Annotated in this window: 18 protein-coding genes and 1 tRNA gene; 18 read left to right on the forward strand and 1 reads right to left on the reverse strand. The window is 61.8% G+C overall.

What is annotated here, in order from left to right; genetic code table 11:
- The first annotated feature begins 101 nt into the window (after window positions 1-101).
- The 10 genes from J3T95_RS05090 to clpB all read left to right on the forward strand — a co-directional run bounded on the left by J3T95_RS05090 (window position 102) and on the right by clpB (window position 12,878).
- A complete protein-coding gene (locus J3T95_RS05090; RefSeq protein WP_267450665.1) occupies window positions 102-674 on the forward strand; it encodes a YbhB/YbcL family Raf kinase inhibitor-like protein in 573 nt (190 codons plus the stop codon).
- 154 nt (window positions 675-828) lie between these two features.
- On the forward strand, window positions 829-2,355 hold the full coding sequence (locus tag J3T95_RS05095; RefSeq protein WP_267450666.1) for a C69 family dipeptidase: 1,527 nt from the start codon (window positions 829-831) through the stop codon (window positions 2,353-2,355).
- A gap of 39 nt (window positions 2,356-2,394) precedes the next feature.
- Window positions 2,395-3,915, forward strand: coding sequence for a formate--tetrahydrofolate ligase (locus J3T95_RS05100; protein WP_267450667.1), 1,521 nt, complete (start codon window positions 2,395-2,397; stop codon window positions 3,913-3,915).
- Window positions 3,916-4,010: 95 nt separating this feature from the next.
- Window positions 4,011-4,084, forward strand: a tRNA-Lys gene (locus J3T95_RS05105).
- 660 nt (window positions 4,085-4,744) lie between these two features.
- Window positions 4,745-5,479, forward strand: a complete 735-nt coding sequence (locus J3T95_RS05110) for an MIP/aquaporin family protein (RefSeq protein WP_220236426.1) — start codon at window positions 4,745-4,747, stop codon at window positions 5,477-5,479.
- A 162-nt stretch (window positions 5,480-5,641) separates the two neighbouring features.
- On the forward strand, window positions 5,642-6,988 hold the full coding sequence (locus tag J3T95_RS05115; RefSeq protein WP_267450668.1) for a metal-dependent hydrolase family protein: 1,347 nt from the start codon (window positions 5,642-5,644) through the stop codon (window positions 6,986-6,988).
- Window positions 6,989-7,061: 73 nt separating this feature from the next.
- Complete coding sequence (locus tag J3T95_RS05120; RefSeq protein WP_267450669.1) at window positions 7,062-8,114, forward strand: glutamyl-Q tRNA(Asp) synthetase; 1,053 nt, start codon at window positions 7,062-7,064, stop codon at window positions 8,112-8,114.
- 131 nt (window positions 8,115-8,245) lie between these two features.
- Window positions 8,246-9,058 carry a YggS family pyridoxal phosphate-dependent enzyme gene (locus J3T95_RS05125; RefSeq protein ID WP_267399275.1) on the forward strand — a complete coding sequence of 271 codons (813 nt, stop codon included), beginning with the start codon at window positions 8,246-8,248 and terminating at the stop codon, window positions 9,056-9,058.
- A gap of 66 nt (window positions 9,059-9,124) precedes the next feature.
- Entirely contained in the window at window positions 9,125-9,940 is an 816-nt protein-coding gene (locus J3T95_RS05130; protein WP_220236422.1) for a fumarylacetoacetate hydrolase family protein, read from the forward strand.
- Window positions 9,941-10,100: 160 nt separating this feature from the next.
- Window positions 10,101-12,878, forward strand: coding sequence for an ATP-dependent chaperone ClpB (gene clpB / locus J3T95_RS05135; protein ID WP_267450670.1), 2,778 nt, complete (start codon window positions 10,101-10,103; stop codon window positions 12,876-12,878).
- Between the two features lie 73 nt (window positions 12,879-12,951).
- On the opposite strand, the gene J3T95_RS05140 is transcribed toward clpB, so the two are convergent.
- Window positions 12,952-15,027: a P-type ATPase gene (locus tag J3T95_RS05140; protein WP_267450671.1), complete on the reverse strand. Its 2,076-nt coding sequence runs from the start codon at window positions 15,025-15,027 to the stop codon at window positions 12,952-12,954.
- A 176-nt stretch (window positions 15,028-15,203) separates the two neighbouring features.
- On the opposite strand from J3T95_RS05140, the gene rmuC reads away from it, so the two are divergent.
- The 8 genes from rmuC to gatB are packed head-to-tail and all read left to right on the forward strand — an operon-like array spanning window position 15,204 to window position 23,327.
- Entirely contained in the window at window positions 15,204-16,556 is a 1,353-nt protein-coding gene (gene rmuC, locus J3T95_RS05145; protein WP_220236419.1) for a DNA recombination protein RmuC, read from the forward strand.
- A 37-nt stretch (window positions 16,557-16,593) separates the two neighbouring features.
- Entirely contained in the window at window positions 16,594-17,271 is a 678-nt protein-coding gene (locus J3T95_RS05150; protein ID WP_267444024.1) for an orotate phosphoribosyltransferase, read from the forward strand.
- Window positions 17,268-17,993: a TrmH family RNA methyltransferase gene (locus J3T95_RS05155; RefSeq protein ID WP_220236417.1), complete on the forward strand. Its 726-nt coding sequence runs from the start codon at window positions 17,268-17,270 to the stop codon at window positions 17,991-17,993. The genes J3T95_RS05150 and J3T95_RS05155 overlap by 4 nt, the downstream gene beginning before the upstream one ends.
- Window positions 17,990-18,916 (forward strand): ATP-binding cassette domain-containing protein, encoded by a 927-nt coding sequence (locus tag J3T95_RS05160; protein WP_267450672.1) that lies wholly within the window; start codon window positions 17,990-17,992, stop codon window positions 18,914-18,916. Before J3T95_RS05155 ends, J3T95_RS05160 begins: the two co-directional genes overlap by 4 nt.
- Window positions 18,913-19,902 carry an ABC transporter permease subunit gene (locus tag J3T95_RS05165; protein WP_267450673.1) on the forward strand — a complete coding sequence of 330 codons (990 nt, stop codon included), beginning with the start codon at window positions 18,913-18,915 and terminating at the stop codon, window positions 19,900-19,902. The genes J3T95_RS05160 and J3T95_RS05165 overlap by 4 nt, the downstream gene beginning before the upstream one ends.
- A 43-nt stretch (window positions 19,903-19,945) precedes the next feature.
- Window positions 19,946-20,242, forward strand: coding sequence for an Asp-tRNA(Asn)/Glu-tRNA(Gln) amidotransferase subunit GatC (gatC, locus tag J3T95_RS05170; protein ID WP_220236414.1), 297 nt, complete (start codon window positions 19,946-19,948; stop codon window positions 20,240-20,242).
- A gap of 4 nt (window positions 20,243-20,246) precedes the next feature.
- Window positions 20,247-21,800 carry an Asp-tRNA(Asn)/Glu-tRNA(Gln) amidotransferase subunit GatA gene (gatA, locus tag J3T95_RS05175; RefSeq protein ID WP_267450674.1) on the forward strand — a complete coding sequence of 518 codons (1,554 nt, stop codon included), beginning with the start codon at window positions 20,247-20,249 and terminating at the stop codon, window positions 21,798-21,800.
- Between the two features lie 24 nt (window positions 21,801-21,824).
- Window positions 21,825-23,327: an Asp-tRNA(Asn)/Glu-tRNA(Gln) amidotransferase subunit GatB gene (gene gatB, locus J3T95_RS05180; RefSeq protein ID WP_267450675.1), complete on the forward strand. Its 1,503-nt coding sequence runs from the start codon at window positions 21,825-21,827 to the stop codon at window positions 23,325-23,327.
- Window positions 23,328-23,439 lie beyond the last annotated feature (112 nt).

Below are 23,439 nucleotides of genomic sequence, written 5' to 3' on the forward strand. Positions count from 1 at the left end.
CTTTTAGCGTAGGGTGGCGGGATTTATTATGCTGGACGCTGTTCGCGGCTGTTTTCAATGATGAACTTGACCTCGTCGGCTGGGCGGGCGAGAATCGAATCATGAGGATTATCACTGATTTCGGCACCATTCCCGATCGGTATGCCAAGCGCGCCCCTCAGTCCCTTACCCGCAAGGGACGTCCTGTAGTCTCCTTCCCCTTCCGCCTTGAGGACGTGCCTCAGGAGGCCCGCTGCCTGCACTGGATGCTGGTGGATCCTGACTCCGTGCCCGTGTGCGGCTTCCCTTGGATTCACTGGTCCCTGGCCAACCTGCCCATCGAGGCCTTGCTCGCCTTGCAGCCCGAGGGGACCGGAAGCTCTGTTCTGGCGATTCCCGAAGACTTCTCCAGAAATCTGTCTAACCTGATTCCCGGTGTGCCTCAAGGGCGCACCTCGGCGGCCTCGCCCCTGGTCATGGAGGAGGAGATCGCTGACGACCCCGCCGTGCTTATGCGTTACAACGGTCCTACGCCTCCGGACCGGGTTCATGACTATGTGCTGTCGGTCTGGGCCACACGAGAAACTCTGCCGGGCCTAGAGGAGGGGTTCTGGCTGAATGCCCTGGCCCATGCCATCCATTCCGCCCAGCCGGTGGCCGCAGCAGCTCGGGCCTGGCTGCCAGCTGATGCCTGACCTGGTTGGGGCGGTCTAGCACTAGAGTGAGGCCATGCCCCAAGTGCGCAGACGGCCGTCATCCCTGCCTGCCACGCAGTCGGTTCGAAAGGCATCCACCGACATTCTGACTGGTGATGACGCTGACCGCGATCAGACAAAGGAAGACGCTCATATGCCCTGCACCACGCTTCTGATAGGCAAGAATGCCAGTTATGACGGGTCCACCATCATCGCTCGGAATGAGGACTCGTCCAACGGAGAGTTTCGTCCCAAGCGCTTCGTGTTAGTCACTCCTGACCAGCAGCCACGGCACTACCACAGTGTGATCAGCCACCTGGAGATGGACCTGCCCGAGGATCCCATGCGATATACCTCGGTGCCCGACGCTTTGCACGATCAGGGGTTCTGGGCTGCTGCAGGCGTCAACAGCGCCAACGTGGCCATGTCAGCCACCGAGACCATTACCACCAACGAACGTGTTCTGGGTGCAGATCCTCTGGTTGAGCCCACCACTGCCCAGGGCCGTCCTGGGGATAAGGACTACCTGGCCGCAGCGCCCGGAGGCATCGGCGAGGAGGACTTGGTCACCATCGTCCTGCCCTATATCCACTCGGCTCGGGAGGGCGTTCAGCGGCTGGGCTCCCTGCTGGAGCGCTACGGCACCTACGAGATGAATGGCATCGCCTTCAGCGATGTGGACGAGATCTGGTGGATGGAGACTGTGGGCGGCCATCACTGGATCGCCAAGCGTGTGCCTGATGACTCCTATGTGACCATGCCCAACCAGCTGGGCATCGACGAGTTCGATCTGGACGACGCCTTCGGAGACCAGACCGACCACCTCTGCTCGGCCGACCTGCGGGAGTTCATCGCCGACAACCACCTGGACTTGTCCGTGGAGTCGGCTTCGCCCTTCAACCCGCGTGACGCCTTTGGATCCCACAGCGATTCAGACCACGTATATAACACGCCTCGGGCCTGGTACATGCAGCGCTTCCTCAATCCCTATGACGAGATCTGGGACGGGCCGGATGCCGATCACACTCCCGCCAGCGACAACATTCCCTGGTGCCGTCAGCCTGAGCGGCTAATTACCGTGGAGGATGTCAAGTACCTGCTCAGCTCCCACTATCAGGGCACACCCTACGATCCCTATGGGCGGACCGGCGACGAGCATACCAAGGGACTTTACCGCCCCATCGGCATCAATCGCAACGACCAGCTGTCCCTGATCCAGCTGCGCCCCTACCAGCCTGAATCATGCAGGGCCATCCAGTGGATTTCATATGGGTCCAACGCCTTCAATGCCTTGGTTCCCTTCTATACCAATGTGGATCGCACACCCGACTATCTGGCCAACACCACGGGGCGGGTCTCCACCGACAGCCTCTACTGGTCCGACCGGCTGGTCGCCGCCCTGTGCGACTCGGCCTTTGCGGGCACTTCGGCGGCCGTCGAACGCTATCAGCAGAGCGTAGGCGCTGAGGGTCATCGCATGATCACCGCTGCAGACGAGCAGGTGGCCCGTTTGGAAGGCGCCGACAAGGGCACTGACAACCCAGAGGTTCGCCAAGTGCTGGAGGCTGCCAACAAGGACATGGCCGAACGTCTGCGCAAGGAGACCGACGATCTGCTGAGCCAGGTGCTTTATACGGCCAGCATGGGCATGCGCAACGGCTACCATCTGTCCGACAACTGAGCCATCCGATTGACAAGGATCATAAGGGAGGAGAGCCGCATGACGGGCTTCGGCGATTACGTCAGGCCATACGGCCTGTTTGACAAGATCGATGCCTTCGGCTACCTGAAGGATCTGCGGGATCATCCGGATATGCCGCGCAAGCATGGATGGGTGCTGTTGGTCACCGCCGACACTCCGCTGAAGGCATCGCGGGGAGAGGGCAAGACCACCACCACCATCGCCCTGATCGACGCCTTGCGCGCCCGGGGCGTGGACGCCGCTGCCGTCCTGCGTCAGCCCAGCATGGGCATTACCGCCGCAGGGTCCAAGGGTGGCGCCTCCGGTGGCGGCAAATCCTCCCTGACGCATCCTGAGCTGGTGGACTGGGGCCTGTGTGGGGAGATGGCTGCCATCGAATCCGCTCAGAACCTGCTGGTCTCCTTTGCGGAGAAGGCAGTGGACGAGGGGCGGTTGGACACTGTCCTAGTGCCCCGGGTCAGCGAGGTGCCCTCGCGGTCCCTGCGGCAGATCACCGTGGACCGAGGCAAGGGCGACCTGCCTGAGCGGACCGTGCTGACGCCCACTTGCGAGCTCATGCAGATTGTAGTGCTCTCCCGGAGCATGAAGGAGATTGAACAGCGCGTGGCCGCCATGGTCGCGGGGACCCTGGATGGCCGTCCAGTTACCTTCGGAGAGTTTGTGGACCTCTGGCGTATCACTGGCATCCTGACTGATGCGGTCAAGCCCGCTTTCACCCAGACCTTGGAGGGTTCTCCAGTCTACGTGCATGGCGGGCCATTCGCCAACGTCTCCATCGGCATTCCCAGCCTGGTGTCCGTGGAGATGGCCTGCGCCCGGCACGACGTGGTCGTTGTCGAGGCGGGCTATGGAGCCGATGCCGGCGCCCAGAAGTGGCTGGACATCGCCGCCCGCGAATATGGGGCCCAATGGCCGGCCGCCGCCGTGGTCGTCACACGTGCCACCACCTGGCGGGACGATCCTAAGCTGAGCTGGCGCTATCCCTTCCATGTGCATCGTCTGGAAGGACTGGGCATCCCCACCTTCCCGCTGATCAACCTCTGGGAGGGTGAGGACGAGCAGGTGGAATCCTTGCAGGAGACCGCCGATGGTCTGGGCTTCCGCAGGCCCATCGCCGGCAACCTCTTCCGTGACGGGGGCAAGGCCCTTGAGCCCCAGCTGGACGATCTGATCAAGGCCCTGCAGGAGACCGCGAAAGCTGAGGCGGGCACGACCAGCCTCCATGGTATGTCCGTGCCGAATCGGATTCGCTGGATCGCCCAGAGCGCCTACGGCGTGCCGGCTGATCGGGTTATTGAGCGTGAGGGCTTCCAGGGCAGCCTTCAGGCGGCCTCTGACCTCTGCAACAAGGCAGGCATTCCTCTCGAGGATCTGGTGGTGGTGGCGGTCAAGTCGCCAGCTACCATGACCGACGATGACCGGGCCGACCAGGACAGGCGCACGGTCACTCTGAAGAAGGTCGAGGCCCATACGGGTGCCGGTCTCCTGCAGGTGAACCTGACCACTTCCCTGACCACGCCCATGCCCAAGATCGTCTGAGCAGGCAATGCACGGATTCGGCAGACCTGTGACGCGCCGTGTTGCGGGCCTGCCGAAACCGTGTATAGTATCTACTTGGCTCTTGAAAGTGCCCTGCCCCTATAGCTCAGTTGGCTAGAGCAGCTGACTCTTAATCAGCGTGTCCGGGGTTCGAGCCCCCGTGGGGGCACAGAGTCAAAGTCCTGCATCCGTAAAGGTTGCGGGGCTTTTTTATGCCCGGTGTATCCGTACGAGAATCGATTTTGCGTGACATCTATGTGACAAAAGTCCTGGCAAAGGAAAAAGTTTGACGAAGCGGGGCACAAAGTCTATCTGTTTATCAGCCAGTGGATTTCTCAAGTCCCCTGCCTATTGCTTTCCCTGCCAGCGATCTCAGCCTTAGCGCAGCTTTCCGTGCGCACTCTTGGCATAGAAGCCTGCAAAAACAGCGGTCGGTCATTCCTGACCAGAAGGAGAGTTCGTGAGTCTTGTGTTTACGAATCAAGTGGATAGATGAGTCAGCGGGGGGGGGGGTACTTCGGTGACTTGCCGAGAGTGCGCGATCCGTCTGGGATATGGATAGCTGCGCGTGGTTCTCAATGCGCTATAATCAGCAGTGGCTGGCATAAAACATTTATGCCGGTTTGAGTGCAGTCGTGTTGATGGTGACACGCGGTTGGAGCTGGTGCGATATCGGATTTCAACGGATTATTTGAATCAATGGAGATCACGAGTGCTTCTCGGCCTAGTGCCATCACCTTTTTATTGAATGATGCCCATGCCTTGGCCCATGTATGACCGGTTGGGGTGAAGGCCCCAAGGCGGCATTGAGAGAGGAGTGAAGGGTCGAATGGAATATTCGCTCATGACCAAGTTGGCCGCTGAATGTGTCGGCACCGCCATATTGATGATCTTCGGGAACGGCGCGGTCGCCGACGTGGATCTGGAGGGTACCAAGGGCCACCATTCCGGCTGGCTCACTATTGCCATGGGATATGGTTTCGGAGTCATGTTTCCCGTGCTCATGTTCGGCGGGATATCCGGAGCCCACATCAACCCGGCCATGACTCTGGGACAAGCCGTCATCGGTATCTTCCCATGGAGCCAGGTACTGCCTTATATTCTGGCGCAGCTGGTCGGGGCGGCCCTGGGCCAGCTGGTCGTCTATGTCTGTTACTTCCCGCACTATCGGATGACCAAGGAGCCTATGCCGATTTTGGGCACCTTCTGCACCACTGACGCCGCGGGATCGCTGGTCAATTATTTTATTAATGAGTTCTTTGGCACGCTTGTGCTGGTCTTGGGAGCCCTCTGCTGTCTGCAGGGTCCATGGGGGTCTAAGGGGTTGGCTGCCGCCTCCATCGTTGTCGGCTTGATCGTCTGGGGGCTGGTCACCTCTCTGGGCGGTCCCACCGGCCCTGGTCTGAACCCCGCACGCGATCTGGTGCCGCGCTTCCTGCACTGGATTCTGCCTGTGCCCAATAAGGGGGACTCACGCTGGGGTGAGGCTTGGATTCCAGTAGTGGCGCCCATCATTGGCGCCATCGTCGGAGCCGCGATTTTCAAGGTTCTTTTCGCTGCCTGATCAGCAGCTCGGCGACGAGGTCCCGGACTTCAACTTGGGGGCTCAGGACCTTGTTTATTGCGTAGTCAAGCTTGAATGGTTCGTCCTGCCATGGATATTATTGGCCATATATGCCCGATTCCTCGCAATGAGTGCATCGGAGATGGGAAGGCAGGTACGACCATGGGGCGTCTTCAAGGCAGGAAAGAGCGCGAGCCGTTTGTGCTCGAGCATGCCAGTATCGCGACCGGTGATGAAAAAGGCACGGTCCAGAAAGATATGTCTGTTCTGGTGTCCGCGGACGGCCGGATAGAGCAGGTCTGTCCGACCCCGCTGGCCTACGTGCCTTCCGGATACCATCGCATCAACGCTACGGGCAAGTTTGTGGCACCCGGCCTCATTAATGCCCATACCCACCTCTTCGCCGACGGCAAGCCCCTATCTGGCGGCACGGAGCTGTCGCCGCGTGTGGTCGATGCTGGTTTGAAAGTGGTGCACAGCCCTGCCGGGAAAGTCCTTATGGATGCCAGGATCAAGGGCAACGTTTCCACGCTGTTGAACTCGGGAGTGACGACCATTCGTACCCTGGGTGATGTGGGTTATGAGGCGGTTCGTCTGCGCGACAGGATTGACGCCGACGAGCTGACTGGTCCACGCATGCTGGCTGCTGGCCCCCTCCTGGCGATTCCCGGAGGGCATGGTGATCCCTTCATCGCCCTGTCCTGCTCCTCACCCGAAGAGGCCAGGCGCCGGACCAGGGAGAACCTGGATCATGGGGTCAATGCCATCAAGGTGGCTGCGACCGGTGGCGTCACCGATGCTACCGAGCTTGGCGAGGCCGGCAGCCCGCAGATGACCGAGGAGGAAATGGCTGCCGTCTGCGATGAGGCCCATGAGTTTGGTGTGCTCGTCGCAGCGCACGCTCAGAGCCCGGAGGGGGTCAAGGCCGCTCTCAAGGCTGGCGTGGACACCATCGAGCATGGCAGCGCCCTTGACGACGAGATGATTGGGCTCTTCCTCGACAATCCGCGCTCGCTTCGCGGCTTCTCGGCCTTGGACCCCACCTTGTCCGCTGGCCTGCCGCTGGTCAAGGTCAGCCAGCAGGAGCTGGGGATCAGCGACATAGTTCGAGGCAATTCCGAGCTGGTAGTCGACGGCATGGTCAAGAGCGCTAAGCAGGCTCACGAGAACGGCATTGCCGTCGGCGTTGGCACCGACACCGGCATGACCTTCGTGCCCCAGTACGGCACTTGGCGTGAGCTGGATTATCTGGTGCGGTACGCTGACTTCACTCCAGCGCAGGCCTTCCACGCCGCAACTCAGGTCAATGCCCGAAACCTGGGCTTCGACAATGTCACTGGCTCGGTCGACACGGGCAAGGATGCGGATCTGATCGTCCTTGACGAGGATCCTGCCAGGAATGTACGGACCCTGGCTGATCCCAAGCTGGTCATTGTGCGCGGCAAGCCGGTATGGCGGCCTGAGGTCGAGCACTTCGAGGAGATCGATCGCCTGCTCGACAGCTTCTGACCATTTAGGGGCAGGCAATGGCCGAGCTCTCTGCTGCTTCCACGATGACCGGATGGTATGCAAGCATGTCGGTATGCAAAAGAGTGAACTGAGAGTGCGCCGAGCCGGCCAGGCCAAGGTCGTAGGAAGGTTGGCGCCTTCGCCGACTGGGCGGATGCATCTGGGCAATATCTATGCTTGTCTGGCAGCCTGGCTGGGTGTCAGGTCGCAAGGGCCTGGTGGGGTTCTGCGGCTCCGCATCGAAGATATAGATACGCCGCGGGTGGTCAAGGATGCTGATCGTTGGATCATGGATGACCTGGTCTGGCTGGGGTTGGGTTGGGACGGCGAGGCGGTCTACCAGTCCCAGCGCGCCGATATCTACAGTCAGGCATTGAAGCTGCTGGAATCCCAGCAATTGATCGGCGGGCAGCCCCTGGTTTATCCATGCTTCTGTTCGCGGGCCGATATTCGTGCAGCATCAGCGCCGAATGAAGGTGACGGGTTCATCGTCTACCCGGGCACTTGCCGAGGACTTTCCCATCAGACAATCAGTGAAAGGTTGGCCCGGGGGCAGAGGCACAGCCTCCGAATCGCGGTCCCTGATCAGTCCGACGAGCCGGACGCCACCTGTCGCTTCGACGATCTGATCTATGGCCCGCAGTCCTTCAATTTGCCCAGGCAGGTCGGCGATGTGGTCATCAGACGTTCGGACAGCTTGGTTTCCTACCAGTTGGCAGTGACGGTGGATGACTTGGCCATGGGCGTCAATCAGATTGTGCGAGGAAGGGACCTGCTGAGGTCCACAGCCATTCAGATATGGATTCGGCATCATCTCCAACCGCAGGCTCCTGGTGTTCAGTATGCCCATTTGCCGCTGATCGATGGCGTAGACGGCAGGAGGATGTCCAAGCGCTTTGGATCGCCGGACCTGGGGTCACTCAGAAGAGACGGCTGGTCGGCCAGGCAGGTGTTGGGAGTCTGCGGCTGGCTCCTGGGTCTCTTGCAACGGCCCAGACCTGCAAGCGCACAGGAATTGCTGGATGGTTTCACGTGGAACACACTGGCTGCTGACCGCGAAGACCGGCAGCTGGACCTGAGCGACCCAAACGAGCTGACCGTTTCTGATGTGAAGCCGAGTTTGTAGGTTCTTCTAACTCGAGTTTTGTCGCTTGTTCACGGCCTCCGCTTTCTCCCGGGGCTGTGCATTTGCCGGTATGAGCCACTGGCTACCATGGCCTCAGTCAAGGTTTCCGGATTTTAAGGAGGTAGCGGGTCATGGTCGCCTATATGGACCACAAGGATCTGGGCAATCGCCGGATCAGCCGGGAACGTGCCGCGCAGATCGCAGATGGGGTCAAGCGTGTGTCTGACAGGATCGCCAAAGCGGAGGGCTCCGCCGGCCGAAAAGAAGGCTCGGTGACTCTGTTGGCGGCCACCAAGACCCGCGATGTGGGCGAGATCATGGCAGCCATCGATGCCGGGGTGCAGCGGATCGGCGAGAATCGTCCCCAGGAGGTCACCGCCAAGGCCCAGGGATTGCTGGAGCTCTGTCGGGACAGGGGATTGGTCCTTGGCGCCGACGCTGCGGGCAGAGATTCATCCAGCGTGGGTTTCCGTCTGATCGGGCAGCTCCAATCCAACAAGATCAATAAGATCCTGCCATATGTCGACACGGTCGAGTCGGTCGACGGGCCTTCCTTGGCTCGGAAGCTGGCCACGCGGGCACTGGCTGCGGGCAGGACCGTGGGCATACTCCTGGAGGTCAACGAGTCCGGCGAGCAGGCCAAGTCGGGATGCGCTCCCGACCAGGCCTTGGATCTGGCCTATGAGCTGGCTGCTATGGAGGGGATTCAGCTTAAGGGTCTGATGACCGTCGGTGCACATGTGGACGACGAGGCCGTCATCAGGAGCGGATTCGCCCATTTGCGTGGTTTGCGCGACCGCATCAGGGATTCGGGGGAGTCTGGCACCGGCACCTGCACCATGCTGTCCATGGGGATGACCGGAGACATGGAGTATGCGGTGGCTGAGGGGTCGACCGAGGTTCGTGTAGGTACAGCCATTTTCGGCCCGCGGGCTTTTATCTGACCAGCCGCTGTCTGTTTGGGAGCCTGATTCTCTTAAGAGGCCCGGCCTGGGGCTAGACTGTGCCCTATGAGAATCGCGCGTTTTTCCTACAAGGACACCCCACGATACGCTTTCGTCCAAACCGACAAGCATGACGGCAAGGATTACCTGGTCGAGCTAAGAGGCTACCCCTTGACTGGCCAGCAGGTCGAACCCACCGGCAAGCGTTACCCCCTGGACGACGAGGATGTGCGGCTGCTGGCCCCGGTCATCCCCTCCAAGATCTACGGAGCGGCCAAGAACTACCGCGCCCACGCCGCCTACATGGCTGAGCATGGCCAGTCCTCGAACCCGGAGCCTCCGGAAAAGCTCATGCTCTTTATGAAGCCCTCCACCTCGGTCATTGGCCCTGACGACCCCATTGTCAAGCCCTCCTGCAGCAAGGACATGAACTATGAGCCAGAGGTAGCCGTCGTCATAGGCAGGATGGCCCGGAAGGTGAGCGTCAACGAGGCTATGGACCATGTGCTGGGTTACACCTGCGTCAACGATGTGACCCTGCGTGACCTGCAGAAGAACGACCCCATGTGGACCCGTTGCAAGGGCTTTGACACCGCCTGCCCTCTTGGGCCCTGGATCGAGACCGACCTGGACTACCGGGATGCGAAGGTCTCTTTCAAGCTCAACGGGGAAGAGGTGCCTGAGGCCAGGGGCACCACCGCTAACCTGATCCACTCCATCCCTGAGCAGATCGCCTTCATCTCCAGCTTCGCGACCCTACTGCCCGGCGATGTCATCATGACCGGTACCCCTAACGCCACAGGTTCGTTGAAAAACCGCGACGAGGCTACTGTCCAGGTGGAGGGAATCGGCTACCTGCGCAATGTGGTCATCGACGAGTAGCAAATAACAGGAGAACAAGCGACATAAAAACTTGAGTCATTTAGGCTCAAGTTTGGGAATAGGTGTCCTCCTTTCGCTGTTGTAGAAGACAGATGAACCCGTGACGGGGTCTGGTCGAGTGATTCGGCTGGTCCCGCCGAAGAATGTTGGAGGATGCTCTATGAACGAAAACTTCACCACCATGGCTCAGCAGGCCATCGGCGATGCTATCCAGTCGGCCTCGGCGGCCGGCAACCCCCAGGTGGATGTGCTCCATCTGTTGGACTCTCTGCTGCGTCAGCAGTCCGGCGTGGTGCCTGGGCTGATCCAAGCGGCCGGTGGTGACAGCCAACGGGTCGGAGCCGAGGTCCGTCAGGCCTTGGTGGCTCTGCCATCGGCCAGCGGATCTACGGCCTCGCAACCCGATGCCAGCCGTCAGCTCAGCATGGCTTTGGCCCAGGCTGAGAAGGAAATGCAGGCCATGGGGGATGAATATGTCTCCACCGAGCACCTGCTTATCGCCATCGCCCAGGGTCCCTCGCAGGCCGCCGATATTCTGAACCGGAACGGGTTGCAGGCTGATACCCTGCGCAAGGCCGTGCCCCAGGTGCGCGGCGGCGCCAAGGTGACCAGTCCGGATGCCGAGGGCACCTACAAGGCCCTGGAGAAGTACTCCACCGATTTGACCGCACAGGCCAAGGAGGGCAAGCTGGATCCAGTCATCGGCAGGGACCAGGAGATTCGTCGTGTCATGCAGATCCTTTCCCGGCGTACCAAGAACAACCCTGTCCTCATCGGAGAGCCCGGCGTGGGCAAGACCTCTGTGGTCGAGGGCCTGGCTGAGCGTATCGTGGCGGGCGACGTACCCACCACCCTGCAAGGTAAGAAGCTGATCTCCCTGGATCTGAGCTCCATGGTGGCTGGCAGCAAGTACCGTGGCGAATTCGAGGAACGACTCAAGGCCGTCCTCAATGAGATCAAGAGCGCCAACGGCCAGGTCATCACCTTCATTGACGAGATCCACACCATCGTCGGTGCTGGTGCCGCCGAGGGATCCATGGATGCGGGCAACATGCTCAAGCCCATGCTGGCCAGGGGCGAACTGCGCCTGATCGGCGCCACCACCTTGGACGAATACCGTGAAAACATCGAGAAGGATCCGGCTCTGGAGCGCCGCTTCCAGCAGGTCTTCGTGGGCGAGCCCTCCGTGGAGGACACCGTGGCCATCCTGCGTGGTCTCAAGCAGCGTTATGAGGCCCACCACAAGGTGACCATCGGGGATGATGCCTTGGTGGCTGCGGCCACCCTTTCCAACCGGTATATCTCGGGTCGTCAGCTGCCAGACAAGGCCATCGACCTGGTTGACGAGGCCGCTGCACATCTGCGGATGGAGCTGGACTCCCAGCCTGAGGAAATCGACGAGCTTCAACGTCGCGTCACCCGTCTGGAGATGGAGGAGATGCAGCTGAAGAAGGCTGATGACCCGGCCTCCAAGGACCGTCTGAGCAAGCTGCAGGCCGAGCTGGCGGACTCCCGCGAAAAGCTGGGCGGCCTCAAGGCCCGCTGGGAGAACGAGAAGGCTGGCCACAACAAGGTCGGTGACCTGCGCGCTCAGCTGGACGCCAAGCGGGTCGAGGCCGACAAGGCCACCCGCGAAGGTGATCTGGAGAAGGCCTCCCGCATTCTCTACGGGGAGATTCCAGGCATTCGCAAGCAGTTGGCCCAGGCGGAGAACGCCGCCGAGCAGGCTAAGAACGCCTCCAATGATGCTGGTCCCGATGGGGCTGACATCGCTGGGGGGCCAGCCCAGGAGCCCATGGTTCCTGACCACGTTGATGCGGATTCCGTAGCGGAGATCGTCTCTGATTGGACCGGCATCCCTGTGGGGCGGCTCATGGAGGGCGAGAATGAGAAGCTCTTGCATATGGAGGACTACCTAGGCAAGCGGGTGGTCGGCCAGAAAGAGGCCATCCATGCAGTTTCCGACGCGGTCCGGCGCTCGCGTGCCGGCATCGCCGACCCTGACAGGCCCACTGGATCCTTCATGTTCCTGGGCCCCACCGGCGTGGGCAAGACGGAGCTGGCCAAGGCCTTGGCCGACTTCCTCTTCGACGACGAGAAGGCCATGGTCCGCATCGACATGTCGGAGTACATGGAGAAGGCCTCGGTCTCCCGGCTGATCGGCGCTGCTCCCGGCTACGTGGGCTATGAGGAGGGCGGCCAGCTGACCGAAGCCGTGCGTCGGCGGCCCTACTCGGTGGTACTCTTCGACGAGGTGGAGAAGGCCAACCCTGAAGTCTTCGATCTGCTCCTGCAGGTTCTGGACGACGGCAGGCTGACTGACGGCCAGGGCAGGACGGTGGACTTCAAGAACACCATCCTGATCATGACCTCCAACCTTGGCTCGCAGTTCCTGGTCCGGGACGACCTGGATGAGGAGGCCAAGCGCAAGGCCGTCATGGATGCTGTCCACGCCAACTTCAAGCCCGAGTTCATCAACCGGTTGGATGATCTGGTCATCTTCCATCCGCTGACCCGCGACGAGCTGGGTTCCATTGTGGATATCCAGGTCCGGCAAGTGGCCCAGCGGCTGACCGATCGGCGTATCACCCTGGATGTCACCGACTCCGCTAGGGAGTGGCTGGCCAACGTGGGCTACGATCCGGCCTTCGGCGCCCGTCCTTTGCGTCGGCTGGTGCAGACTGAGGTGGGCGACCAACTGGCTAGGATGCTGCTTGCCGGGAAGGTCCACGACGGTGACACGGTCCTAGTGGACCAAACCGGCGGCGACCATCTGGAACTGACTGCCTGGCCCACCGAGAATCTGGTCGATGATTCGGTCAAGGTCGATGGTGTGACGACTGACGGTGATGCTGATGCCGACGATGCCGGACGCGATGGTGGCCGTGGCCGTCATGCTGCGCGTGGCGATGACCAAGGTCAGGGCCAGACTCACTGAGATCAATCAGGGTCGGTACCGGGATAATCTCCAGGTGCCGGCCCTTTTACGTTAGCTGCCGTGCTCTGTGGATTCAGTCCATAGCAGCAGCTGGGTCCCTGCCCTTTTGCATGGGCTTCCACTGGCTGTCAACGATGATCTGGGGGCGTCGTGCCGCGACTGTCGGAAGCTGGTCCGTGTCGATCAGGGCGAGGTGCAGCCAGCGACGGCGCAGGCGCCGCAACCGGTGCAGACGACGAACGTTGAGCATGGCCAGGATGGATGACAGAGCCCCTGTTACCGCTGCGATCATGGGGTTGAGCATCCAGCCTAGGAAGGGTTGGCAGATTCCGGTAGCAATGACCAGGGCGATGACGTTGTAGACAGTGGACCAGGTCAGGTTCTCCCTGATGACCTGGGTGGTGGCTCGGCTCAGTTCTATGGCCCTACTGGTTCCGTCCAGGTCGCCCTGCTGCAGGATAAGGTCCGGCTGTGGTAGGTCGATGTCGTCTGCGGCTTCGTCCGTGTCAGCCTGGAGTTTTGGACCCAAAGCGATGTCCACCTGAGCCCTGGCCGTCAGTTCGGGATCCGCTGTGGTCCCAGCTGCCAGGGCCACCAGGCTGGTTCGGCCCTGCCTCACGGCGGATGCTGGGTCTTGACCTGTCTGATCAAGTGGGATGCCCCTGTTGGTCCGGGTCAGGTCGTGATTGAGCCGATCCATGCATTCGCGCTTGCGCTCGGGGGTCAGCCGGGTGATCAGCATATCCGCGCCCGCCTGGCGGGCTGCCCGCTCAATCCTGTCGTCCGGCTGGCGGCTCCCGTCCAGGATCAGGCTGTTTACTCGCAGGGCGCGTAGATGGGTGGCGGTCCGGGTCAGGGATTCCGTGTGGACACCCTGGCCCTCCGCGTCGTCGGGATCCAGCAGAGAGGAGTCATCCAGAATCAGGGTGTGCACCCGGCCCAGGTGGTTCATGGCCCGTGGCGAGGTGAAGAGCAGACCGTGTGCCAGACCCGTCTCCAGGCTGGTTCGGAAGGCCATGGGGATGGTCATGGCTGCGACGGCGGGGCAGGCGATGGTCAGTACACAGACGGCATTGCCTACAGCATGGGCCAAGTGGGGCTGCGGGCCCAGCATGAGCCAGAGCATGAAGGTCCAGACAGCCAGAATCATGATCAGGGCGATGGCTGTGTGGACGATACGATCCATCCTGCGCATAGCGGGGGATCGCTCGACCAGGGCCTGGGGGATGATCTTCACGAGCCTGGCTGCATAGGTGTTGTCGCCGGCGGCATCCACTCGGATGGACAGTCGACCCTCGAGGATCTTGCTAGAGGCCAGGATTCGATCGCCGGGTCCGCACGGCCGGGGTCTGTCATCACCTGTCAGCTCGCTGTCGTCCACCAGGGCCGATCCTGACTCCACAAGCCCATCGGCCGCTGGGCGCTCGCCTGTACGTACCAGGAGCAGATTGCCTGGGCGGATCTGGTCACGTGCAAGTATCTGGGCGGGGACTGTCTGAGGATGCTGAGAATCGGCCACCAGACCTGAGGCTGGGCGGATCTCCGTCAAGTGGTTCAAGGAAGCCACCAGGGAGGCTTCCATTCTGGTGCCGATGACCCGGGCCAGTAGCAGGAGGGTGATGACCACGCCGACCAGATCGAAGTAAGGGGATCGGGAGCCCTCTGGCAGCAGGGATCCAGCCAGGCAGGTAGCCAGGCTGTATAGGTAGGCCAGGCTTGTGGCCAGCGCGGCCAGGAGATCTGGGCTGCAGCGGTGCTCGGTCATGGCCTTCCACCCGCCTGTGAGTGTTCCACGGCCGCCGTAGAAGATGACCGGGGCTATCAGAATAGCCTGGACCCAGGGGCTGGTCAGCCAAGAAGGAATCAGATCGGGGCCGAAGCGATCGAACAGATCCAGAACTAAAACAGGTGCGGTCAGCAGGGCACTTACGATGGTTGGCCTGAGCAGGCGGTGGCTGCGAGAATCCAGATCAGCCCCCCATTTGCCCCAGTCCTCGGGATCACGCCAGGGGCGGTTGGCTGGGGAGTCTGCGGCTGCTTCCTGGCCACTGGCATGAGCCGATGGCATAAGGAAGTACCAGATGATCAGCCAGGTGACCGCACAGGCCACGACCAGATCTGCTATCGCCAGGAAGATATCGACACCCACGGATCTCCTTCGGTCTTGCTCCAACCCCTTAATATCTCCTATTGTGCCCTTCATCGCGGCCCGGCACAGGTCTTAAGGCCGATTCCTTGCGGAAAAAACGAATTCTCGAATTATCGCCGGCAGCCTGCCGCGGCGACCACGTTTTCGGGTCCAGTGCTTGAGGTTTACTAGAACATATGTTCGATTCTACGTCATCAGTGGTCATGGTGGTGCTTCTCCTGCTGATCGGTATAGTCCTGGGGGGATTGGCAGGGTATGTGCTGGGTCGCACCCAGGGCCGGAGGGCCGTCGGCATGGGGTCCGACGGCCAGGTGGATGAACTGCGCGCTCAGCTGGATCAGGCCCAGGAACAGCTCCATGGATCCGATGCGGCCCTGGTCGAGGCACGGACCAAGGTGGACGGTCTGAACCGCGAGCTCTCCTTTGTCAAGTCCCAGCTGGCCCAGGCCCAGCAGGCGGAGCAGATCAGAATCGAGCAGGAGCGCCGCCGCGCCCAGGCTCAGGAGGAGGAGAAGCGGCGCAGGCAGGCAGAGAGCATGGAGGAGGAGAGCAAGGTGCTCTCGGCTCTGGCCCCCGTGCAAAAGAATTTGGATGCCCTCCAGCATAAGGTGGCCCAGATCGAGGAGGGCCGCAAGCAGGAGATGGGCTCCTTGGGACAGCAGCTGAAGAGTCTGGGCGAGCAGCAGGGGAGACTGGACAAGGAGACCAGCTCCCTGGCTTCGGCCCTACGCAACAACAAGGTGCGCGGCGCATGGGGTGAGGCTCAGCTCAGGAATATCGTCGAGTCGGCGGGGCTCTTGGAGCATGTGGACTTCGACACCCAGGTGGTGGTCACCGCCTCGGATGGTCGCGTCCTGCGTCCCGACATGGTGGTTCACCTGCCCGGTGGCAAGACCATTCCTATCGATGCCAAGGCCCCCTATTCCGACTACCAGCGGGCCTGCGAGATCCCCGACACTGCTTCGGATGATGAGCTGCGCCGCCGGGACGAACTGCTCAAGGCGCATGCCCGGGCCCTGCGCGAGCACGTCAAGGCCCTGGCGGACAAGGAGTACTGGAACGCTTTCGAAACGGCCCCGGACTTCGTGGTGGCCTTCATCCCCAACGACTCCCTTCTGCAGGCCGCCCTGGAGGTGGACCCTACCCTGATGGATGACGCCTTTGCCCAAAAGGTGGCCCTGACCTCGCCGGTGACCCTCTGGGCTGTGCTCAAGTCGGTAGCCTATGCCTGGCAGCAGCAGAACCTGTCCGAGGACGCTCGCACCCTCTTCACGTTGACCCACGAGCTCTATGACCGCTTTGTGGTTCTGGGCGATCGGGCCAACAGACTGGGCCGTTCCATCACTGCCACGGTGACCGCCTACAACAAGTTCGCTTCCTCTTTGGAGTCGCGCGTACTGGTCACAGCCCGCAAGCTGCAGCAGATGGATCCCTCCAAGGTCATCGACTCGGTCGACATGATCGATTCAGACAAGGGCAATATCAGGGAGCTTACCGCGCCGGAAGCTTTGCCTGACCAAGGGCGGTAAGTGCCGCTTAGGGGCCTCGGGCGCTAGTCTGATAAGTATGAACGAGGCAACGAAGAGACAAGAGGGTTCATCCTTCAGGCCCACTGGGTCGCCTGATTTGGTCGGGCGCGAATCCGACGCGGACCTGCCTGAGCCGGTCGATCAGCTGCGTGAACTCCTGGCCCAGGAGATTGGCGGGCGTCCCTTCACTGAGCTGAGCGGGGTCACTTTTCATCATCGTGGGGCTGAACTTGCCGGTCATGTTCTTCTGGACACCTTGGAGGATGCGGGTTATTCAGTCGACGACTTCGACGCGGTTGGGGCTCTGACAGCAGCTGCCGTGCCGCTGGCTGATGCCATGCTTCATGCCGCGGCCTCGCGCGGGCAGGATCTGGACGCCTTCGTTATGGATTTCGTCTACCCCTCCATCAAGGGCCCATCCATCGAAGGCAGGCGGGTTATCCTGCTGGATGCCTGGCTGGGCCGGAAATCCTACGTGCAGACCTCGTCACTGGTTACCTTGGGCAAGAACAACGAACTCAATCTTGACTGCGGGATCATCCAGCGTCAGGGTGCCAAGACGCTGGCTATCGCCTCGCTGGTGGGCGGCCGGACCGATGGCGGCATTCAGGTGGTCGATCCGGTGAACGGCTCCCGGCAGCGGCTGCCTTTCATCTGTGCCTATCAGGAGGATCAACTCGTCGGTGCGGCCGACGACTCTCCGGAGCGATCATGAGAGAACCGAATCCAGTGACCCGAGCGGCCATGGCCTCAGATGAGCCGGTTTTCCGGCAGGTGGGGGTCGGTCCCTGGCAGGAAGAGCATCCTGAGCAGCCCATGCCGATGGACCCGCGCTATGACCTCGAACTGCTGGAGCAGGGGGATCGTCGTAACGTCCTGGACCGGTACCGCTATTGGAAGGTCGAGGCCATTCGGGACGACCTGGATCGCCGAGGCCGTCATGATTTCGAGGTGGCTGTGGAAAATTGGACCCACGACTTCAATATCGGCTCCATGGTCCGAACCGCCAACGCCTTCGCTGCTCGCCGCGTCCATATAGTCGGTCCTCACAAATGGAATCGCAAGGGCTCATTGATGACCGAGCTCTACCAGCATGTGGTCCACGACCCCGACATAGCAACCATGACGGCCACCCTGCAAGAAGAGGCGGCCGGGCGGGGGGAGTCCGTGCCCCGTATGATCGCCATCGACAACGTTCCCGGGGCTGTCCCCATGGAGACCTATCACTTTCCCCGTCGCTGCCTGCTCATGTTCGGCGCTGAGGGTCCGGGGCTGTCCGAGAAGGCCTTGGAGCTGGCAGACGATGTGGTCTACATCTCCCAGTTCGGATCGGTGCGCTCCATCAACGCCGGGGCTGCAGCTGCCGTGGCTATGCACTCCTGGATCCGTCAGCATGCCAGGGTGGCAGATCAGTCAGACCAGGGGCCTCTGCCATGATTGTCGTCGACTCGCTGACCAAGCGCTTTGGCTCCCGCAAGGCACTGAACCGCGTCTCCTTCACGGCTAGGGACGGTCGGGTGACCGGATTTGTGGGGCCTAAAGGCGCTGGCAAGTCGACCACACTGCGCATTGCTCTGGGACTGGTTCGCCCTGACGCAGGCAAGGCCCTGTTCGATGGTCGGCCCTTCGTCCGGCTCTCATCGCCCATGCGGACAGCGGGAGCGGTACTGAATCCACGCAATGCCCACCCCGCTTGCAAGGCCAGGGACCACTTGCTGGCCCTGGCCGCGATCAGTGGTATTGATCACCGTCGGGTGGACCAGGTGCTTGAGATGGTCGGCCTGCAATCGGTCGCCGACAGGCCGACGGGGTCCCTTTCTCTGGGAATGAGTCAGCGGCTGGCTTTGGCCGCCGCCCTTCTGGGCGACCCGCACAACCTGGTTCTGGATGAGCTCCTTGACGGCCTGGCTTCGGAGGGAACCGAGCGGGTGAGGGAAATGTGGCGTGGCCTCGCCTCACAGGGCAGGGCAGTCCTCCTAAGCTCCCGTAAGATCAACGAAGTGGCTCAAATCGCCGACGATCTGGTCATCATCGCTAAGGGAAGGATCCTGGAGAGAACGACCGTGGCCCGGTTCATCGGTGAGCACTCCCGAGACTCCATATATGCGGTGACGCCTCAGCCCGACCAGTTAAAGGCCGCCCTGGCCACGGCCGCCGGAATCAACATCACCCGTCTGCCGCCGGATGAGAGCTGTCCGCCAGATGCCGCACGCTTCCGCATCCAGGGTGCGCCCCTGGCTTCGACAGCTTCGATTCTGGCCCAGGAGGGAGTAGTTCTCTACGATTTCCAGCCGGAGGAGGTTTCCTTGGAACAGGCCTACAAGGACATCATCCACGGCAGAAGGGATGCACGGCCATGAGTGCCGGCAGCGGCCGTCGATTCCGCCGGAGTTTGCGAGAGGTACCCTCAGGGCCTGATAACGCAACTCCACGGCATGGCTCCGCTTTCACTCGGCTGCGTCGAACCTCGGGGCTGTCCTTCCTGGATTCACGTCGTCCATGCGGTCAGCTGACCTTTTTCGGGGCGGTTCGAGGGGAGCTGCGCAAGATGCTCTCCCTGCGATCGACCTGGGTCTTGCTTCTGATCGTCATGCTGTTGCAGCCGTTGAGCACCGGTCTGATGGCCTGCGGGACCCGGGCCATGGCTGGCCTGGGCTGGCAGACCGATCGTCTTCCGGCTCACCTGTTGCCTGCGTCCAGTGACGTCTTCTGGTCGGCCGTCGCTTTCGGCCTGTTTCCGGGCATGATCGTGGCGGGCATTCTGGGGATTCTGGTCCTTACGCGCGAGTTTTCCGACGCCACCATTGAGAGCACGCTGACGGCCAATCCTCGTCGGGGCATGGTCCTGACGGCCAAAGGTCTTGCCTTGGCCTTGTTGACATGGTTGGCGGCACAGGTGGGCCTGCTGCTCAGCTGGATCCTGGCGACCCTGCTTCTGCCAGGCAGATCGGGGGTCTTGCCCGCTTACAAGCCCGGGCTTGCTCTGATTGATTTGCTGGGCGGTCCGCTCATGCTGATCCTCTTTGCATTGATGGGCCTGGGTCTGGGGGCCTTGAGCCGATCCAAGGTCGGCGGGATTGGCATGTTCTCAGGGCTGACTTTGGCCCTGCCACTGATTCTGGGCCTTATGCAGGGTTTGAATTCTCATGCCGGCTGGCTGCAGATCCCTTTCAGACTGACCCCAACCAGCCTGCTGAGTACTTTCCTTTGTGGTCTGGGACAGGCGGTGGAGGCTGGTCACGGATGGTGGCCCACCTGGTGGCAGGCGGGCCTGATCATGATGGTCTGGACGGCCCTATGCTGTGCTCTGGGAACCCTGGTCTTTAGGCGCGCAGACATCGGTTGACCCTGCCTTCTGCGTGTCATAGAGCACCCATATGATGAGTGGTATGCCAACTTTTACACGTGAAGAGATCAAGCACTTGGGCGATTTGGCCCGGATTGCCTTGACTGATCAGGAAGCCGACCGCCTCAGGGGCGAACTCAACGTGATCGCCGATTCCATTACCAAGGTTCAGGAGGTGGCCGGCGACGACGTGCCCCCCACTGCCAATCCCATTCCTCTGGAGGCCTACCTGCGTCCCGATGAGGCTGAGGAACCGCTGACCCAGGAGGCTGCCCTTTCGGGGGCACCGGTCACCGAGTCGGGCATGTTCGTGGCCCCGCGCATTCTGGGTGAGGAGTGAGAAGATGAGCGCACAGGAAGAATTGGTCAAGCAATCCGCCTCCGACATGGCCGCGCAGCTGCGGTCGGGGCAGGTCTCCAGCCGTGAGCTGGTTCAGGCTCATCTGGACGTGATTGAAGCTGCCGAGCCCAGCATTGATGCGTTTCTGCAGGTCAATGCCGACCAGGCCCTGGAACAGGCTGATGCCTTCGATCAGCGCCTGGCCCATGAAGGCGACGAAGGGCTGCCGGAACTGGCTGGCGTTCCCATTGCCATCAAGGACATGATCGTCACCAAGGGCATTCCCACAACGGCCGCTTCCAAGATTCTCGAGGGATGGGTGCCACCCTACGACGCTACCGTTATCAAGAAGCTCAAGGCCGCAGGGATGCCCATTCTGGGCAAGACCAACCTGGACGAGTTCGCCCAGGGATCCTCCACTGAGCACTCGGCCTTCAAGCCCACACATAATCCTTGGGATACCGAGCGGGTTCCGGGCGGCTCGGGCGGCGGATCGGCCTCGGCTGTCGGCGCCTTCGAGGCTCCACTGGCCCTGGGCACCGACACCGGCGGGTCCATTCGCCAGCCCGGATCCCTGACCGGCACTGTGGGCGTCAAACCCACCTATGGCGGCGTCTCGCGGTTCGGGGCCATCGCTATGGCCTCATCCCTGGATCAGATCGGTCCAGTCTCCCGGTCAGTGCTGGATGCGGCCCTGCTGCAGGAGGTCATCGGTGGCTATGACCGCCGAGATTCCACCTCCATTCCCAAGCCGGTTCCCCCTCTGGCCCAGGCTGCTCGACAGGGCCAGAAGCGCGATCTGAAGGGCCTCAAGGTGGGTCTGGTCAAGGAGCTGGGCGGCGAGGGTTACCAGCTCGGCGTCGAGGCCCGCTTCAACGAGGCCGTCTCGCTGCTGGAGTCCATGGGCGCCGAGGTGGTCCAGGTCTCCTGCCCGCACTTCCCCTACGCGCTGGCCGCCTACTACATCATCATGCCCTCCGAGGTCTCCTCCAACCTGGCCCGTTACGATGGCATGCGCTACGGCCTGCGGGTCATGCCCTCTGAAGGCGTCCCCCAGACGGCTGCCAACATGATGGCTGCCACCCGGGAAGCCGGGTTCGGCGACGAGGTCAAGCGCAGGATCATCCTGGGCATCTACGCCCTGTCTGCCGGCTACTACGACGCCTGGTACGGCTCGGCACAGAAGGTCCGCACCCTGGTCATCCGCGACTTCGAGAAGGCTTTCGAGCAGGCCGACGTGCTGGTATCGCCCACTTCGCCGACCACGGCCTTCCGTTTCGGTGAGAAGATGGACGACCCGCTGGCTATGTATCTGAACGATGTGGCCACCATTCCGGCCAACCTGGCCGGCACTCCGGCCATGTCGATTCCCGCCGGGCTCAGCGACGACGGGCTGCCTGTCGGCTTCCAGTTCTTTGCCCCCCAGATGCGCGACGAGGTCATGTACCGGCCTGCCGCCGCTCTTGAGGCGGCCCTGGAGGAGCAGTGGGGCGGGCCCATCTCCAAGAAGCTGCCCACTCCCTGGCTGGATGGCCTGGCTCAGGATTCGACCAAGTAGGCATCGGAAGGAAACGGAATCACAATGGCTGAAAAACTGATGAAGTACGCCGATGCCGTGGCCAAGTACGACCCGGTGTTCGGCCTGGAGGTCCATGTCGAGCTCTGCACCAACACGAAGCTCTTCTGTCCGGCCCATATCGAGTTCGGCGGCGAGCCCAACACCCAGCTGACCCCGGTTTCCCTGGGCCTGCCCGGCAGCCTGCCCGTGGTCAACAAGACCGCCATCGACTATGCGGTCAAGCTTGGCCTGGCTCTGCACTGCAAGGTCAACGAGTGGAGCCAGTTCGCCAGGAAGAACTACTTCTATCCGGACATGCCCCGCGACTATCAGATCTCCCAGTATGACAAGCCCCTGAACGGCGAGGGTTATCTGGACGTGGAGCTGGACGACGGCAGCATCTTCCGTGTGCCCATCGAGCGGGCCCATGTGGAGGACGACGCCGGCAAGAACACCCACGTGGGCGGAGCCGACGGCCGTATCGAGGGTGCCGACCACTCCCTGGTGGACTACAACCGTGCCGGCGTTCCCCTGGTCGAGATTGTGACCAAGCCAATCGAGGGCGCCGGGGCGCGTACCCCCGAGGTGGCCGGGGCCTATGTCCGGGCCATCAGAGACATCGTCCGGGCCCTGGGCATCTCCCACGCTCGAATGGAGCAGGGCAACATGCGTGCCGACGTCAACGTCTCCCTGCACGCAGGGTCGGATGCCCCTCTGGGAACCCGGTCGGAGACCAAGAATGTCAACACCTTTAAGGGCATCGAGAAGACCCTGACCTATGAGATCCGCCGTCAGGCGGCTCTCCTGGAGTCCGGTGGGGAGGTGCTGCAGGAGACCCGCCACTGGGATGAGTCCACACAGACCACTGCCGGCGGCCGGGTCAAGACCGATGCCAACGATTACCGCTACTTCCCGGATCCTGACCTGGTCATGGTTCATGTCACCAAGGACCATATCGATGAGCTTAAGACTCAGATGCCTGAGATGCCGCGCGAACGCCGCGCCCGTCTCAAGAAGGAGTGGGACTTCACCGACCGGCAGATGCAGGACGCGGTCAATGCCGATGCCGTGGATCTGATCGAGGATACGGTCAAAGCCGGTGCCACGGCCGTCGGAGCCCGCAAGTGGTGGCTGGGCGAGATTTCCCGCGAGGCCAACGCTCGTGGTGTCAGCCTGCAGGAGCTGCCCATCTCGGCTCAGGATGTGGCTGATGTGGAACGGCTGATCGCTGACGGCAAGCTCAACGACAAGCTGGCCAAACAGACCGTCTCCGGCGTGTTGGCCGGCGAGGGCAAACCTGCCGAGGTTGTCAAGAAGCACGGTTACCAGGTAGTTTCGGACGACGGGGCCCTGGATGCAGCCGTTGATCAGGCCCTCAAGGACAACCCGGACATCGTGGCCAAGCTCAAGGGCGGCAATATGAAGCCCATGGGGGCTATTATCGGAGCTGTCATGCGGGCCACCAGGGGTCAAGCCGATGCCAAGGCAGTCAGCAAGATCGTCATGGAGCGCATCGCTCAGTCCTGATCAGGCCCGGTCCGCCTGGTTCCAGCGGGCTCGGACCGGCGGACCTGCTTGGCTTCTCGTGGTTTTCCCAGGGGCGAGGGATTACAATTGATTGCCATCGCAAGGTGGCGAT

The organism is Bifidobacterium sp. B4079 (assembly GCF_026537385.1).
GTDB lineage: Bacteria > Actinomycetota > Actinomycetes > Actinomycetales > Bifidobacteriaceae > Bombiscardovia > Bombiscardovia asteroides_I.

What these genes read in the sequence shown, in the direction of transcription:
- J3T95_RS05090 (WP_267450665.1), top strand. Translation starts at nt 102, where the DNA reads ATGAGGATTATCACTGATTTCGGCACCATTCCCGATCGGTATGCCAAG.
- J3T95_RS05095 (WP_267450666.1), top strand. Translation starts at nt 829, where the DNA reads ATGCCCTGCACCACGCTTCTGATAGGCAAGAATGCCAGTTATGACGGG.
- J3T95_RS05100 (WP_267450667.1), top strand. Translation starts at nt 2,395, where the DNA reads ATGACGGGCTTCGGCGATTACGTCAGGCCATACGGCCTGTTTGACAAG.
- J3T95_RS05110 (WP_220236426.1), top strand. Translation starts at nt 4,745, where the DNA reads ATGGAATATTCGCTCATGACCAAGTTGGCCGCTGAATGTGTCGGCACC.
- J3T95_RS05115 (WP_267450668.1), top strand. Translation starts at nt 5,642, where the DNA reads ATGGGGCGTCTTCAAGGCAGGAAAGAGCGCGAGCCGTTTGTGCTCGAG.
- J3T95_RS05120 (WP_267450669.1), top strand. Translation starts at nt 7,062, where the DNA reads ATGCAAAAGAGTGAACTGAGAGTGCGCCGAGCCGGCCAGGCCAAGGTC.
- J3T95_RS05125 (WP_267399275.1), top strand. Translation starts at nt 8,246, where the DNA reads ATGGTCGCCTATATGGACCACAAGGATCTGGGCAATCGCCGGATCAGC.
- J3T95_RS05130 (WP_220236422.1), top strand. Translation starts at nt 9,125, where the DNA reads ATGAGAATCGCGCGTTTTTCCTACAAGGACACCCCACGATACGCTTTC.
- clpB (WP_267450670.1), top strand. Translation starts at nt 10,101, where the DNA reads ATGAACGAAAACTTCACCACCATGGCTCAGCAGGCCATCGGCGATGCT.
- rmuC (WP_220236419.1), top strand. Translation starts at nt 15,204, where the DNA reads ATGTTCGATTCTACGTCATCAGTGGTCATGGTGGTGCTTCTCCTGCTG.
- J3T95_RS05150 (WP_267444024.1), top strand. Translation starts at nt 16,594, where the DNA reads ATGAACGAGGCAACGAAGAGACAAGAGGGTTCATCCTTCAGGCCCACT.
- J3T95_RS05155 (WP_220236417.1), top strand. Translation starts at nt 17,268, where the DNA reads ATGAGAGAACCGAATCCAGTGACCCGAGCGGCCATGGCCTCAGATGAG.
- J3T95_RS05160 (WP_267450672.1), top strand. Translation starts at nt 17,990, where the DNA reads ATGATTGTCGTCGACTCGCTGACCAAGCGCTTTGGCTCCCGCAAGGCA.
- J3T95_RS05165 (WP_267450673.1), top strand. Translation starts at nt 18,913, where the DNA reads ATGAGTGCCGGCAGCGGCCGTCGATTCCGCCGGAGTTTGCGAGAGGTA.
- gatC (WP_220236414.1), top strand. Translation starts at nt 19,946, where the DNA reads ATGCCAACTTTTACACGTGAAGAGATCAAGCACTTGGGCGATTTGGCC.
- gatA (WP_267450674.1), top strand. Translation starts at nt 20,247, where the DNA reads ATGAGCGCACAGGAAGAATTGGTCAAGCAATCCGCCTCCGACATGGCC.
- gatB (WP_267450675.1), top strand. Translation starts at nt 21,825, where the DNA reads ATGGCTGAAAAACTGATGAAGTACGCCGATGCCGTGGCCAAGTACGAC.